General features: G+C 71.0%; 11 protein-coding genes. 8 read left to right on the plus strand and 3 right to left on the minus strand.

The genetic code is table 11. From position 1 onward, the window contains the following. Together MED01_RS15255 and MED01_RS15260 are read right to left on the minus strand one after the other, a co-directional pair. Positions 1-922: ice-binding family protein (locus MED01_RS15255; protein ID WP_238669227.1), on the minus strand; the 922-nt coding region annotated here is incomplete at its 3' end. Between the two features lie 241 nt (positions 923-1163). Beyond that, positions 1164-1817 carry a class I SAM-dependent methyltransferase gene (locus MED01_RS15260; RefSeq protein ID WP_238669228.1) on the minus strand — a complete coding sequence of 218 codons (654 nt, stop codon included), beginning with the start codon at positions 1815-1817 and terminating at the stop codon, positions 1164-1166. Positions 1818-1936: 119 nt separating this feature from the next. Here MED01_RS15260 and MED01_RS15265 point away from each other — a divergent pair, with 119 nt between their 5' ends. Beyond that, positions 1937-2692 (plus strand): SDR family oxidoreductase, encoded by a 756-nt coding sequence (locus tag MED01_RS15265; RefSeq protein ID WP_238669229.1) that lies wholly within the window; start codon positions 1937-1939, stop codon positions 2690-2692. 9 nt (positions 2693-2701) lie between these two features. Here MED01_RS15265 and MED01_RS15270 read toward each other — a convergent pair whose 3' ends face one another. Beyond that, entirely contained in the window at positions 2702-4933 is a 2232-nt protein-coding gene (locus MED01_RS15270; RefSeq protein ID WP_238669230.1) for a hypothetical protein, read from the minus strand. Between the two features lie 212 nt (positions 4934-5145). Between MED01_RS15270 and MED01_RS15275 the strand changes: the two genes are divergently transcribed. The 7 genes from MED01_RS15275 (at position 5146) to MED01_RS15305 (ending at position 12827) form a co-directional block, all read left to right on the plus strand. Then, a complete protein-coding gene (locus MED01_RS15275; RefSeq protein WP_238669231.1) occupies positions 5146-6324 on the plus strand; it encodes an FUSC family protein in 1179 nt (392 codons plus the stop codon). 60 nt (positions 6325-6384) lie between these two features. Then, positions 6385-6909 carry a hypothetical protein gene (locus MED01_RS15280; RefSeq protein ID WP_238669232.1) on the plus strand — a complete coding sequence of 175 codons (525 nt, stop codon included), beginning with the start codon at positions 6385-6387 and terminating at the stop codon, positions 6907-6909. Positions 6910-6982: 73 nt separating this feature from the next. Beyond that, entirely contained in the window at positions 6983-7825 is an 843-nt protein-coding gene (locus MED01_RS15285; protein ID WP_238669233.1) for a DUF4097 family beta strand repeat-containing protein, read from the plus strand. A gap of 33 nt (positions 7826-7858) precedes the next feature. Continuing rightward, positions 7859-8836 carry an ATP-binding cassette domain-containing protein gene (locus MED01_RS15290; protein ID WP_238669234.1) on the plus strand — a complete coding sequence of 326 codons (978 nt, stop codon included), beginning with the start codon at positions 7859-7861 and terminating at the stop codon, positions 8834-8836. Further along, a complete protein-coding gene (locus MED01_RS15295) occupies positions 8833-9621 on the plus strand; it encodes an ABC transporter permease (protein ID WP_238669235.1) in 789 nt (262 codons plus the stop codon). The genes MED01_RS15290 and MED01_RS15295 overlap by 4 nt, the downstream gene beginning before the upstream one ends. An 834-nt stretch (positions 9622-10455) precedes the next feature. Then, positions 10456-12138: a ribulokinase gene (araB, locus tag MED01_RS15300; protein ID WP_238669236.1), complete on the plus strand. Its 1683-nt coding sequence runs from the start codon at positions 10456-10458 to the stop codon at positions 12136-12138. Further along, a complete protein-coding gene (locus MED01_RS15305; RefSeq protein WP_238669237.1) occupies positions 12135-12827 on the plus strand; it encodes an L-ribulose-5-phosphate 4-epimerase in 693 nt (230 codons plus the stop codon). Before araB ends, MED01_RS15305 begins: the two co-directional genes overlap by 4 nt. Positions 12828-12853: the final 26 nt, after the last annotated feature.

Consider the following 12853-nt stretch of genomic DNA (forward strand, 5'->3'; position numbering starts at 1 on the left):
GGTCGCGGGGGGGGGCGGGTGGGCCGGGGCTGCCGGGGGCGCCGGGGCGGCCGGGTGCGCCGGGGCTACCGGGTGCGCCGGGGCTGCCGGGTGCTCCTGGACTGCCGGGTGCGCCGGGGCTACCGGACGGGCCGGGCGGACCGGTGGGCCCGGGCGGGCCGGTCGGTCCGGGCGGGCCCGTCGGCCCGGCGCAGATCGGCGCGGTGATGACGTTGGTGTCGAGGGTGACGGCGGCGGTGCGCGCCAGCGCGCGGCCCTGCAGGGTCGCGCCCGTGGCCATCGTGATCGCGGCCTGAGCCATGATGGTGCCCACGAAGGTGGTGCCGGTGCCGATCGTCGCCGAGCTGCCGATCTTCCAGAACACGTTGCAGGCCGAAGCCCCATTGATCAGGACCACGCTGCTGTTCGACGCCGTTGTCAGCGAGGAGTCGACCTGGAAGATGAACACGGCCGACGGGTCACCCTGGCCGTTGAGCGTCAACGGTCCGGTCAGTTGGGCGGCCCCGATCCGGTAGACCCCTTCGTTGAGCGTGTTGCCACCCAGCTCCGCCGGGAGGTTGGTGAACGGGGTCCGGCCGGCGGCGTCGTTGAAGGCGATGGTCAGGTCGCTCTGGGCCTGGAGCGCGACCGCGTCGCCGAGGTGTACCTCGCCGCCGATGGTCGCCGTACCGAAGCCGGACGCGGTGCTTCCGGGGAACCGCCCGAGGCTCTGGGCCAGGAAGCTGGGGCCGGTGTTGGTCGGCTCCGCTCCGGCCAGGACGGAGAAGTCGGCTGCGGTCCCCAGGTTGACCGGTGCTTCCTGCGCGTTGGCGGCGGTCGAGCTGAAGAGCAGCAGGCTGGCTGCCACTGTGGCGGCTGCGCCAGCCGCGAGCGACGGCAGGACCACCCGTCGCCGTAGCCAGTGTTTGGGTTTAGCTGTCACAGAACACCCTCCGTGGGTACTACTCGCAGGAGACGTCCAGCGAGTGGCGTCCTGCGTGATACGGCCTGTATGGCGCGCCGAGAAGCGCGCTGATTACCACATCACGTCAGGTGTTCAAATGAGAGCAAAACGGGACAATAGCCGACGGGTATCTATCTGAATTGGACCGACCCTCGCGTTCGTGTTCGCCGCTTCCGTGACAGGCGGGCGGGTGCGCCCAGGCGGTCGAGCGAACCTCGGCCTACCGGCGGGTGGCCGGGACCGGCCTGATCGCGCGGCCGAGGACGCAGGGGGAGGAGGGGCTGTTACTGGTGGCCGGAAAACGGAACCTGCGCAGCTGCTCCACCTCGAAGCCGGCCGCGCCGATGGCGGCGACGGTGTCGCGGTTGGTGTGGCAGCCGGCGAACAGCTTCGGCCACAGCGTGGCGTCGAGGAGTCGTTGGGCGCGGTGCAGACCGGTGGCCTCCTCGGCGGCCACGTGCTCGAAGAACCGCACCTGGCCTGTGGGGCGCAGCACCCGGCTGATCTCGGCCAACGCGCTCGCCTGATCGGGCACTGTGCACAACACCAACGCGACCACCGCCGCGTCGAACTCGCCGTCCCCGACAGGCAGCGCCTCGGCCAGACCGTCGACGACAGTGACCGGGACCGGCGCGGTCGACGCGGCGCGCTCGGCAGCGGCACGCAGACGCCGCTCCGGCTCGACCGCGAGGACCTGGGTCACCCCCGGCGGGTAGTGGGCGAACATCCGCCCGTTGCCCGCGCCGATCTCGATCACCCGGCCGGACAGGCCGGCGACCAGGTCCCGCCGGAACGCCGCCGTGCCGGCACGGTCCATGGCGACGCTGAGCCGCTCGTAGACCCGGGCGAACACCGGGTGGGACACAGTTGCCACGTCGACCTCCTCATCTCCGTCGAACTGTTCTCCGGCGATTGTCCTGCATCTGTGCACGCTTTCCGTCTTACTGGTTGGCAGCACGATTCAACCCAGTGCAGACAGGACGTGGTGCGACCATGAAGATCGTCGTCATCGGGGGCAGCGGCCTCATCGGTTCCAAGCTCGTGGACCGCCTCGCCGCCCAGGGCCACGAGGCGGTGCCGGCATCGCCGAAGACCGGCGTGAACACCCTGACCGGCGAGGGAGTTGCCGATGCGCTCACCGACGCCGAGGTCGTCGTCGACGTGTCGAACTCGCCGTCGTTCGAGGACACCGCCGTACTGGAGTTCTTCGAGACCTCGACCCGGACGCTCCTCGCCGCCGCGTCGGACGCCGGGGTGAACCACTACGTGGCGCTCTCCATCGTGGGGTGCGACCGGATCCCGGACAGCGGGTACATGCGCGCGAAGGTCGCCCAGGAGAAGCTCATCGTCGCGTCCGGACTTCCGTACTCGGTGGTGCACGCCACCCAGTTCTTCGAGTTCCTTCAGGGCATCATCGACACCGCCACGGACGGCGACAGCGTGCACCTCGCGCCGGTGCTCATCCAGCCGATGGCCGCTGACGACGTCGCGGCCACGGTCTGCGAGGTCGCGCTCGGCGCGCCGACGAACTCAGTGGTCGAGGTCGCCGGCCCGGAGCAGTTCCGCCTCGACGAACTGGGTCGATCCCTCCTCGCCGACACACAGGACCGTCGGTCGGTGGTGGCCGACCCCGACGCCCGGTACTTCGGTGCCAAGCTGGGCGAACGCTCGCTCGTCCCGGCCGACGGTGCCCGCCTCGCCGGCACCGCCCTGGACGACTGGCGTACCCGGGCGGGCCGGGGGCACTGAGCCGGCCCGCTACCCCGGCGTCCCGGGCGGACCGGCCCGCCCACCGAGGCGCCGCACCAACTCCTCTACCGCCTCGGTGAACGGCTCGTCGGACTCGCCCGGCCAGTGCCCGTGGATGGGTGGGGCGACGCTGTCCCCTGGGGGTGCCACCACGTCACAGGGGTCACGCTGTCGACGATCCACAGCGGCGGCCGGGTCGCCGGTGGTGGCCGGCGCGGGTGCGGAATGCGGCGAGAAGATCCAGCCACCGATGGGGTCGGTGTCGCGCCACAGGTTCACCCAGCGCCAACCCACCCGCCGGCCGATCTCGTGCAGTGCCGCGTCGTCGACGTACGCGGGGAAGAGCCGTGCGTAGAGGCGGCGCAGCGGGGATCCGTGGGTGAGCAGGGCGACCCGGGCACCGACCTGCGGTGGCAGTTGGAGCACCGTGGCGGCGAGCAGAACCGAGCCGTGGCTGTGCCCGGTGAGCAGCACCGCGTCGCCGCGCTCGACGAGATAGGTGATTCGGCGGGCCAGTTCCGGCACGGCCCGTTCCGAGTAGCAGGGCGGCGCGAACGGGTGGGCGGCCCGGGGCCAGAAGGTGCCGAGGTCCCAGAGGACGCCGACGTGTCGGCGGTACGGCTCGGTCCGGTACGCGAAGATTCCACCGATGATCAGACCGAGGATGATCGCCGCGATCACCCAGCTACCGAACGCGATGGTGAACGTGACCGCCGCCGCCGGCAACCCGATGTTCGGCTCGATGAGGTCGCCCGGGAGGTGCGCGAGCAGGCCGATCGTGGTGGTGGCCGTGCCGAGTCCGGCGAGGCAGCTGTAGACCACTGCCAGCGGCATCAGCTTCTCGGTGAAGCGAGCCCGGGCTATCGCGTCTCGGACCTGCCCCAGTCGGGGTCCTGCCCCGGCCGGCGGGTTCGGGAAGTCGCGCGCGACGATCGCCGCCGCGGCCCGGCGTCGACTCCGGCGGGAGAGCAGGATGACGAGGCCGGCGACGATCGCGGTGCCCAACAATGCGCGGAAGAAGCCGTGGATCGCCCAGGTGTAGGCCGCAGGTGGTCCGGTGGCGATGCCCTCCTCGGTCGGCACGTCGCGATCCAGGAAGTCCGCCACCCGGTAGACCAGCTCGGCGGAGTACGCCACCGCAATGCTGATCCCGGTGGCGACGACAACGAGAGCGCCCAGCCCGAACAGCGGGGTGGCGCCGCGTTCCCGGCGTCGGTGCCAGAGCAGCACCACGCCCAGGGCGGCCAACAGTGTCGTCTGAGCCGCGAACAGACCGGTCAGGGTCCGGTCGTAGCCGGGAAGCCCGTGCTGCTGCGACCACGGCCGTGAACTGGTCGGCACGTGTGCCACGACGACCACGGTCAGGATGATGGCAGCGTTCCGGAGGGTGCCGGTGATCCGGTCGAGCCGCCGGTCGCCGGGGGACCGGTCCATCAGCGGTGGTGTGCAGAGCAGCCCCACGCAGCCGGTCAGGATCACCCCCGTGATCGCCGTCAGCGCGATCGTGGCCGTTGACGCGTCGTTCGCGCCCTGGGCCAGGAGCAGGACGAGGTCCAGCGTCGCGAACGCCGCGGCGACGTGGATGGCGCGTAACCGCCCCACCAACGGCTCGGCGTCCCACTGGCCGACGGTGCCGAGCCGGGGCGCGGCGCTGCCCTGGTCGGGTGCGCGAAACGCCTCGAAGGTCCGCCCCGGACGGCAGCTGACCCGCCAGATCAGGCCGATCGCGGCGACCGGGACCAGCGCGAGCACCGCCAACCGCAGGCCGACCGGCCGCCCACTCAGCCAGGACAACCAACTGCGTCCGGCGTGGCAGTCCGGCGAGGCCAGGCACTGCCAACCGACGAGATCCAGGGCGACACCGGCGACGGCGAGCACGTAGAGCACGGTGAGCGTGAGCGCCAGCACCCGGCACAGGGACTTGACCGCCGCCTCCGACCCGGGGTTCGCCGGGCGCATCCAGATCGCGACGTTGACCAGCATGAAGGGGAGCAGGAACACCACCGCAAGGGTGCGGGCCACGGTTCCGGAGGGCAGATCACCCCAGCGGTACGCCTCAAGCGTCACACCGTTCGCGCCGGTGCTGTCCGAGTACGGGGGGCGCGGCCGGTAGAACCCGCCACTGCGGTCACCGGCGACCTGCCCGATCTGTTGCAGGTCCAGCACCTGTGCGGCGCTCGCGCCGGAGACCCCGTGCACCCGCAGCTCAACGACGTTGCCGGAGTCGTCCGGCCCGCTCAACCGCGCTGATCCATCCGACGTCCCCCCGAGGCGTCTCGCAGCCCTCGTCCCGCGACCCGGCCCGACGTCACGCTCGGGGCTGCAGAGCCGGGTCTACCCGATCCGGCTGCCCTCAATCTCGGCCGGCGGGGCGCTACCGTCCCCGGACATGGCCTGACCGGCGGCGGCGTGCCGGCGATGATTGATCCGGTCGTGGCGGGGTAGGTGCCGCCATGGTCGCTGCCGGTCGGCGCGGAGCGGACGCGGGCCCGTCGACCGTCGCCCGGTGGGGGGACCGCCTGGTGGTCGCGTTGCGCGACCGGGTCCGTCGGGTCCGAACCATCGGCGGCCTCGCCCTACAGGCCGGCCTGGCCGCGGCGTTGTCCTGGCTGGTGGCGCATTCGCTGCTGCATGTGTCGCAGCCGGTCTTCGCGCCGATCTCCGCCGTCTCGACGCTCGCCGCGTCAGTCGGCCAGCGGTTGCGTCGCACCGTCGAGCTGATCATCGGTGTCACCGTCGGAGTGCTGATCGGCGACCTGCTCCTCCTGGTGATCGGCACCGGGTGGTGGCAACTCGCCCTGATCGTCGTGCTGGCCATCGTCGTCGCGCTCTTCCTCGCGGGTAGCGCGGCGGTGGTCATCCAGGCGGGGGCGACGGCGGTGCTCATCGCCACGCTCAGCCCGACCGTCCGGGACCTGGAGATCCCCCGGTTCGTGGACGCGCTCATCGGGGGAGGGGTGGCGCTGCTGGTCACCGCCGTGTTGCTGCCGTTGAACCCGCTGCGGGTGCTCAACCGGGCCGCGCGGCCGGCGTTGGATCTCCTCGCGACCCAGCTCGACGCCACCGCCGAGGCGCTGACCGAGCGGGATGCCGCTCGGGCCCGTACCGCCCGGGGTGAGCTGCGGCAGAGCGCGGGCCGGTTGAAGGCGTTCGTCGAGGCAACCCAGGGCGCCCGGGAGGCGAGCACCCTGTCACCCGTGTACTGGCATCAACGGCGTGGGCCGGTGGGCCGCTACGCGCAGGCGGCGGAGCCGATCGACCGGGCGGTGCGCAACAGCGGCACCCTGATCCGACGGTCGGTGTCGCTCATCGAGGACGGCGAGCCGGTGCCGGAGTCGTTGCCGACGGCGGTGGCCGATCTCGCCGAGGCGGTCCGCCTGCTCAAGCGGCAGTTCGCCGCCGGCGCCGAGCCGAACCGGGCCCGCGAGCAGGCGCTGCGGGCGGTCCGGACGGCTGGGCACGCCTATCGGGACGGCGTCGGCTTCTCCGGCGCGGTGGTGGTGGCGCAGGTCCGGACGACAGTCAGTGACCTCCTGGTCGCCACCGGGCTGAGGCAGGAGGACGCGAATCATCTGGTCCGGAGGCTCTTCGGCGACCTGTCAGAGTCGGCTGACCCCGGCGGAACCAGGTAGCGGCATCTTCCTGAGCCACGTCTGTTGCATTGTGAGCCAAAGTGGTGCCATCATGGTGCCATGGAACTGAGGTCATACGTCGAGAACCTGCGTGACGAGTTCGCCGTGGCCGCTGAGGGCGTCGACCCGGAGGCCCGGGCGCTGGCCGAGCGACTTTTCGCGCAGTTGGAGGCGGCCACCCGTCTCACCCTGCTCGAAGCGCTCTCCGACGCGGCCGACGAGATCACCCGTGACCTCGCGCCGGGTTCGGTGCACGTCCGGTTGCGCGGGCGCGAGCCCGACTTCGTGGTGACGCCGGCCAGCCCGCCGGTCGAGGTGGCGAGTGAGCCCAGTGGCCCGCCACCGCTGTCGGTGCCGGTGACCGCGCCCGACGGTGACGACGGCGGCACCTCGCGGATCAACCTGCGGCTCCCCGACCACCTGAAGGCCAGCGTCGAGGACGCCGCCGGCCGCGCCGGGCTGTCGGTCAACGCCTGGCTCGTGCGCGCCGTCGCCGGTGCCATCGGGACGGGCGACACGCAGCGCCGTCCATCCCGCCGGGTGGAGCCGATCTCCGGCCAGCACTTCACCGGCTGGGCCCGCTAACTCCCCGTACCCCTTCCACCACCACGCCGCTGACCAGCGGCGACCTCCGCCGACCACCTTTCGGGAGACCACCATGCCTGTTTTCGAGACGCCAGAACCGATTTCCGTCCAGATCGAGCTGCCGATCGGCGATGCCTGGATCGCCGCGAGCGACCGCACCGACACCGTGGTGACGGTGCGGCCCCGCGACCCGTCGAGCAAGGCCGACGTGAGCGCCGCCGAACAGAGCACAGTCGAGTTTGCCGCCGGACGACTGGTGATCCGGGTGCCGAAGAGCTGGCGCCGCTACGCGTTCGGCCCCGGGCCGTCGGTCGACGTCCAGATCGAGGTGCCGACCGGGTCACGGGTGTACGCCGAGGCGGCGTGGGCGGCGTTCCGCTGCGAGGGTCGGCTCGGCGAGTGTCGGATCAAGACCGGCAGCGGCATCCGACTCGACGAGACCGGGCCGTTGGAGATCGACAGCAGCCACGGCGAGGTTGCTGTCGAGCGTGTACTGGGCTCCGCCCGGGTGAAGGCCTCGTCCGGCAAGGTGCGCATCGGCGCGGTCGACGGCACCGCCGAGATCAAGAACTCGTCCGGCGACTGCTGGATCGGCCGCAGCGGCGGCGACGTCCGGATCAACACTGCCTACGGCGACATCACGGTGGACGCCTCGCAGGCTTCGGTGACGGCGCGTACCGCCTACGGCAACCTTCGGCTGGGTGAGGTCACCCGCGGCGCTGTCGACGCACAGACCTCCTACGGCGCGATCGAGGTCGGCATCCGTCGCGGGACCGCCGCCTGGCTCGACGTCAGTTCCAAGCACGGCCGCGTGCACAACGCGCTGGAGTCGACCGACAGCCCGGCGCAGACCGACGAGACGGTCGAGGTCCGGGCGAACACCTCCTACGGCGACATCATGATCCGCCGCGCCTGACCCACCGCCCCGCCGACCACAGAGGAGGAGACCATGACCAGCTCCATGAACCCCGCGATCGTCGCCACCGACCTGCGCAAGTCCTACGGCGACAAGGTCGTGCTGGACGGCATCGACCTGATGATCACCGAGGGCACCATCTTCGCGTTGCTCGGTCCGAACGGCGCCGGCAAGACCACCACAGTGCAGATCCTCTCCACCCTGATCGACGCCGACGGCGGTGACGCCCGCGTCTTCGGCCACGACCTGACCCGGGAACCCGACGCGGTACGCGCGCTGATCGGCGTCACCGGTCAGTTCTCCGCCGTCGACAGCCTGCTCACCGGTCGGGAGAACCTGACCCTGATGGCCGACCTGTGTCACCTGGAGAGGGCCGCCGGTCGGCGGCGGATCGCCGACCTGCTCGACCAGTTCGACCTGACCGACGCGGCGGGCAAGCCGGTGTCCACGTACTCCGGCGGCATGCGTCGTCGGCTCGACCTCGCGATGACCCTGGTCGGCGAACCCCGCGTCATCTTCCTCGACGAGCCGACCACCGGCCTCGACCCGCGCAGCCGCCGGGCAATGTGGCACATCATCCGCGCGCTCGCCGCCGAGGGCGTGACCATCCTGCTCACCACGCAGTACCTGGAGGAGGCCGACCAGCTCGCCGACCGGGTGGCGTTCCTCGACCACGGCCGGTTGATCGCCGAGGGCACGCCGCGCGAACTCAAGCGGCTCATCCCGGGCGGCCACGTCGTCCTGCAGTTCGCCGACCAGGAGGGTCTCGACTCGGCGGCCCGGACGTTCGAGGCCGCCACCCGGGACGACGCGGCGCTCACCCTCCAGGTGCCGAATGACGGCGGGGTCGGGTCGCTGCGATCCCTGCTCGACCAGCTCGACCGCGCCTCGATCAGCGTGGCGGGCCTCTCCGTGCACACCCCCGACCTCGACGACGTCTTCCTCACCCTCACCGGTCAGCCCGACACCCGGGCCAGCCGACCCGACCACGAAAGGGCTCCCGCGCGATGAGCACCCTCTCCCTCGCCGTCCGCGACTCGAGCACCATGCTGCGGCGTAACCTGCTGCACATGCGGCGGTACCCGTCGATGACGTTCCTGCTCATCGGCATCCCGATCATCATCCTGCTGCTCTTCGTCTACGTCTTCGGCGGCACGCTCGGCGCCGGCCTCGGCCCGTCCGGCGACCGTTCCCAGTACGCCAACTACGTCACCCCCGGCATCCTGCTCATCACAGTGGTCAGCGCCGCGCAGGGCACCGCCATCTCGGTCGCGATGGACATGACCGAGGGGATCATCGCCCGGTTCCGCACGATGTCGATCTTTCGACCGTCGGTCCTGACCGGTCACGTGCTGGGCAGCCTGGTCCAGACCATGCTCAGCCTCGCGGCCGTCACCGTCGTGGCGCTGCTGGTGGGGTTCCGGCCCACTGCCAACCCTGTCGAATGGCTCGCCGCGATCGGCGTCCTCGCCATGATCACCTTTGCGCTGACCTGGCTGTCCGTCGCCCTCGGTCTGGTCAGTGACAGTGTCGAGACGGCCAGCAACCTGCCCATGCCGCTGATCCTCCTGCCGTTCCTCGGCAGCGGGTTCGTCCCCACCGACTCCATGCCGACCGCCGTACGGGTGTTCGCCGACTACCAGCCCTTCACGCCCGTCATGGAGACCCTTCGCGGCCTGCTCCTGGGTACCGGGATCGGCGCCAACGGGATCATCACGGTCGCCTGGTGTGCCGTCATCACGGTGGGCTGCTTCCTGTGGGCCAAGGCCCTGTACAACCGCAACCGGACGGCCTGATCCGACCGGCGCGTCTCGTCAGCACCGCAACGGAGAGCCGGCGGCTCGACCCACAGGGGTCGGGCCGCCGGCTCGTGGCGTCGTGCGACCGGCGGTGAGAGCGTGTGATCGGGCGGCAGGTCGGTGGCGCGGGCGCGTGGTGGGGCGGCGGAGTTGGTGGCGCGGGCGCGTGGTGGGGCGGCGGGGTCGGTGGCGCGGGCGCGTGGTGGGGCGGCGGAGTCGGTGGCGCGGGCGCGTGGTCGACTCGGATTTCGTGAAGTCGGCCGATCACTCCGCCGCGGACCCCGCGACTCCGGCGCGCACTAGTAGATCTTGCCTTCGGGGGCCGCGCGACGCCCCGTTGGGCGCACGGGTCGACCGGGCGGTGCGGGCACACCAAGACGTTGAATGTTATCGATAACACAGGGCTGCCGCCCGGCTTCACGCCGGGTGTGTCGCCCCTCCGGCGCGCTCAGTCAGGAGCGCGCATGGTCGTCGATGGCTGCCTGGCCGATTCGAGCACGCGACCGCGACGGCACGGGAATGTTATCGCTGCCATCATCGCCGGGGGAGAAGTGGTCGCTATCGGACGGCGTTGTCGCAATGTGCGGCGCACTGGACCTGTCGCACCCGCCGGTCGACGGGTCTCCGGGTGGCACTCGTACCCGACTCGGGCTTCATTCGTCGGATGGTTACCGCAGTTGAGGGCCGAATGTTGAGGTTTGCACCGGTTCGCTACCTACCCTCCCGAGTCCGTGCGCCTTTCGCGTTCCGTTACGGAGCTGTTGCGGGTAGATGTCTTGACGAGCCTGGATGTGAGCGTTAACACTATCCCCGTTAACGGTGGAGGTGAACATGAACCGTGTGGACGGAGCTGACGACCGCTACGTCGTCGGTGTCGATTACGGCACCCTGTCCGGGCGAGCTCTGGTGGTCCGTGTCGGCGATGGTGCCGAGTTGGGGACCGCGGTGCACGAGTACGGCGATGGCGTTATCAGCACGGCGCTTCCGGGAGGTCGAACGCTGCCCCCGGACTGGGCCCTGCAGAACCCGCAGGACTACCGCGACGTTCTGCGCTACGCCGTCCCGGCGGCGGTGTCCGCCGCGGGGGTGGACCCGGCGGCGGTGGTCGGCATAGGCATCGACTTCACCGCCTGCACCGTGCTGCCGACGCTCGCCGATGGCACCCCGCTGTGCGAGACCCCCGAGCTGCGCGACCGACCGCACGCCTGGGTCAAGCTGTGGAAGCATCACGCCGCGCAGCCGCACGCCGACCGGATCAACGCGCTCGCCCATGAGCGGGCCGAGCCGTGGATCGGCCGGTACGGCGGCAAGATCTCCGCCGAGTGGCAGTACGCCAAGGGCCTGCAGATCCTGGAGGAGGACCCGGAGGTCTACGACCGGGCCGAGCGCTTCATCGAGGCGGCCGACTGGATCGTCTGGCAGCTCTGCGGCACCGAGACCCGCAACGTCTGCACGGCCGGCTACAAGGGCATCCTGCAGGACGGTCAGTACCCCTCCAAGGGCTTCCTGACCGCGCTCAACCCCAACTTCGGCGACTTCGTGGCCAAGCTGGACGGCCCGTTGCTGCCCCTCGGGGCCAGGGCCGGTGCGCTCACCGCCCAGGCCGCCGCCTGGACCGGCCTGCCGGAGGGGATCGCGGTGGCCGTCGGCAACGTCGACGCGCACGTCACCGCGGCGTCCGCGCAGGCGGTGCAGCCCGGTCGGCTGGTCGCCATCATGGGCACCTCGACCTGCCACGTCGTCAACGGCGCGGAGGTCGCCGAGGTGGCCGGCATGTGCGGTGTGGTGGATGGCGGCATCAGCCCCGGCGCGTGGGGTTACGAGGCTGGGCAGAGCGGTGTCGGCGACATCTTCGGCTGGTTCGTCGAACACGCCGCCCCGGCCGGCGTCGACTCGCACGAGCGCCTCACCGAGCTGGCCGCGAGTCAGCCCGTCGGTGCGCACGGCCTGATCGCCTTGGACTGGTGGAACGGCAACCGTTCCCTGCTTGTCAACCACGACCTCAGCGGGATGATCGTCGGCATGACCCTGGCCACCCGGCCAGCGGACATCTACCGGGCCCTGCTGGAGTCCACCGCGTACGGCACCCGGATGATCATCGAGGCGTTCGTCGACGCCGGAGTTCCGGTGAACGACCTGGTGATCGCCGGTGGTCTGACCAACAACGCGCTGCTGATGCAGATCTACGCCGACGTGACCAGGCGACCGCTGAACATCATCGCCTCGGCGCAGGGGCCGGCGCTCGGCTCGGCGATCCACGCCGCCGTCGCCGCCGGTGAGTTCCCCTCGATCCACGAGGCGTCGCAGGCCATGGGTCGGGTGCACGAGGCCGTCTACCGTCCGGACCCCGAGCGGGCCAGCGCCTACGACGCCCTCTACGCCGAGTACCGGGCGCTGCACGACCACTTCGGACGTGGCGGCAACGACGTCATGCTCCGGCTGCGGGCGATCCGCAACGCGGCGGTCGAGACCGCCGCGACCCCGCACGAGGCCCCGCTGGAGGTGGTGGCGTGAACGCCGAGGTGACCCGACAGATCGCCGAGCTGCGCGAGACCGTCGCCCGCCTGCACGCCGAGCTGACCCGGTACAACCTGGTCGCCTGGACGTCCGGCAACGTCTCCGCGCGGGTCCCCGGCCAGGACCTGATGGTGATCAAGCCGAGTGGGGTGAGCTACGACGACCTCACCGCGGCCACCATGGTGGTGTGCGACCTCGACGGTGTTCTCGTCGAGGGCGACTTCGCCCCGTCCAGCGACACCGCCGCCCACGCCTACGTCTACCGGGCCATGCCCGAGGTCGGTGGGGTAGTGCACACGCACAGCTCGTACGCGACCGCCTGGGCCGCGTGTGGGGAGTCGATCCCCTGCCACCTCACCGCCCAGGCCGACGAGTTCGGTGGGGAGATCCCGATCGGGCCGTTCGCGCTGATCGGTGGTGACGACATCGGCAAGGGCATCGTCGCCACGCTCTCCGGGCACCGCTCGCCAGCGGTGCTGATGCGCAACCACGGCGTGTTCACCATCGGCCGCGACGCCCGCGCAGCGGTCAAGGCGGCGGTCATGTGCGAGGACGTGGCCCGTACCGCGCACCTGGCCCACACCCTCGGGCAGCCGGTTCCGATGGCGCAGGCCGACATCGACTCGCTCTACGACCGCTACCAGAACGTCTACGGCCAGCAACCAGTCGCACCGACGGGCTCCTGACCCTGCACCGATAACCCGGGACCCGT

It is taken from the genome of Micromonospora alfalfae, assembly GCF_022230925.1.
Classification (GTDB): Bacteria; Actinomycetota; Actinomycetes; order Mycobacteriales; family Micromonosporaceae; genus Micromonospora; species Micromonospora alfalfae.

Coding starts and splice junctions, on each gene's coding strand:
- MED01_RS15280 (WP_238669232.1), top strand. CDS start 6,385: ATGGAACTGAGGTCATACGTCGAGAACCTGCGTGACGAGTTCGCCGTG.
- MED01_RS15290 (WP_238669234.1), top strand. CDS start 7,859: ATGACCAGCTCCATGAACCCCGCGATCGTCGCCACCGACCTGCGCAAG.
- MED01_RS15275 (WP_238669231.1), top strand. CDS start 5,146: ATGGTCGCTGCCGGTCGGCGCGGAGCGGACGCGGGCCCGTCGACCGTC.
- MED01_RS15295 (WP_238669235.1), top strand. CDS start 8,833: ATGAGCACCCTCTCCCTCGCCGTCCGCGACTCGAGCACCATGCTGCGG.
- MED01_RS15265 (WP_238669229.1), top strand. CDS start 1,937: ATGAAGATCGTCGTCATCGGGGGCAGCGGCCTCATCGGTTCCAAGCTC.
- araB (WP_238669236.1), top strand. CDS start 10,456: ATGAACCGTGTGGACGGAGCTGACGACCGCTACGTCGTCGGTGTCGAT.
- MED01_RS15285 (WP_238669233.1), top strand. CDS start 6,983: ATGCCTGTTTTCGAGACGCCAGAACCGATTTCCGTCCAGATCGAGCTG.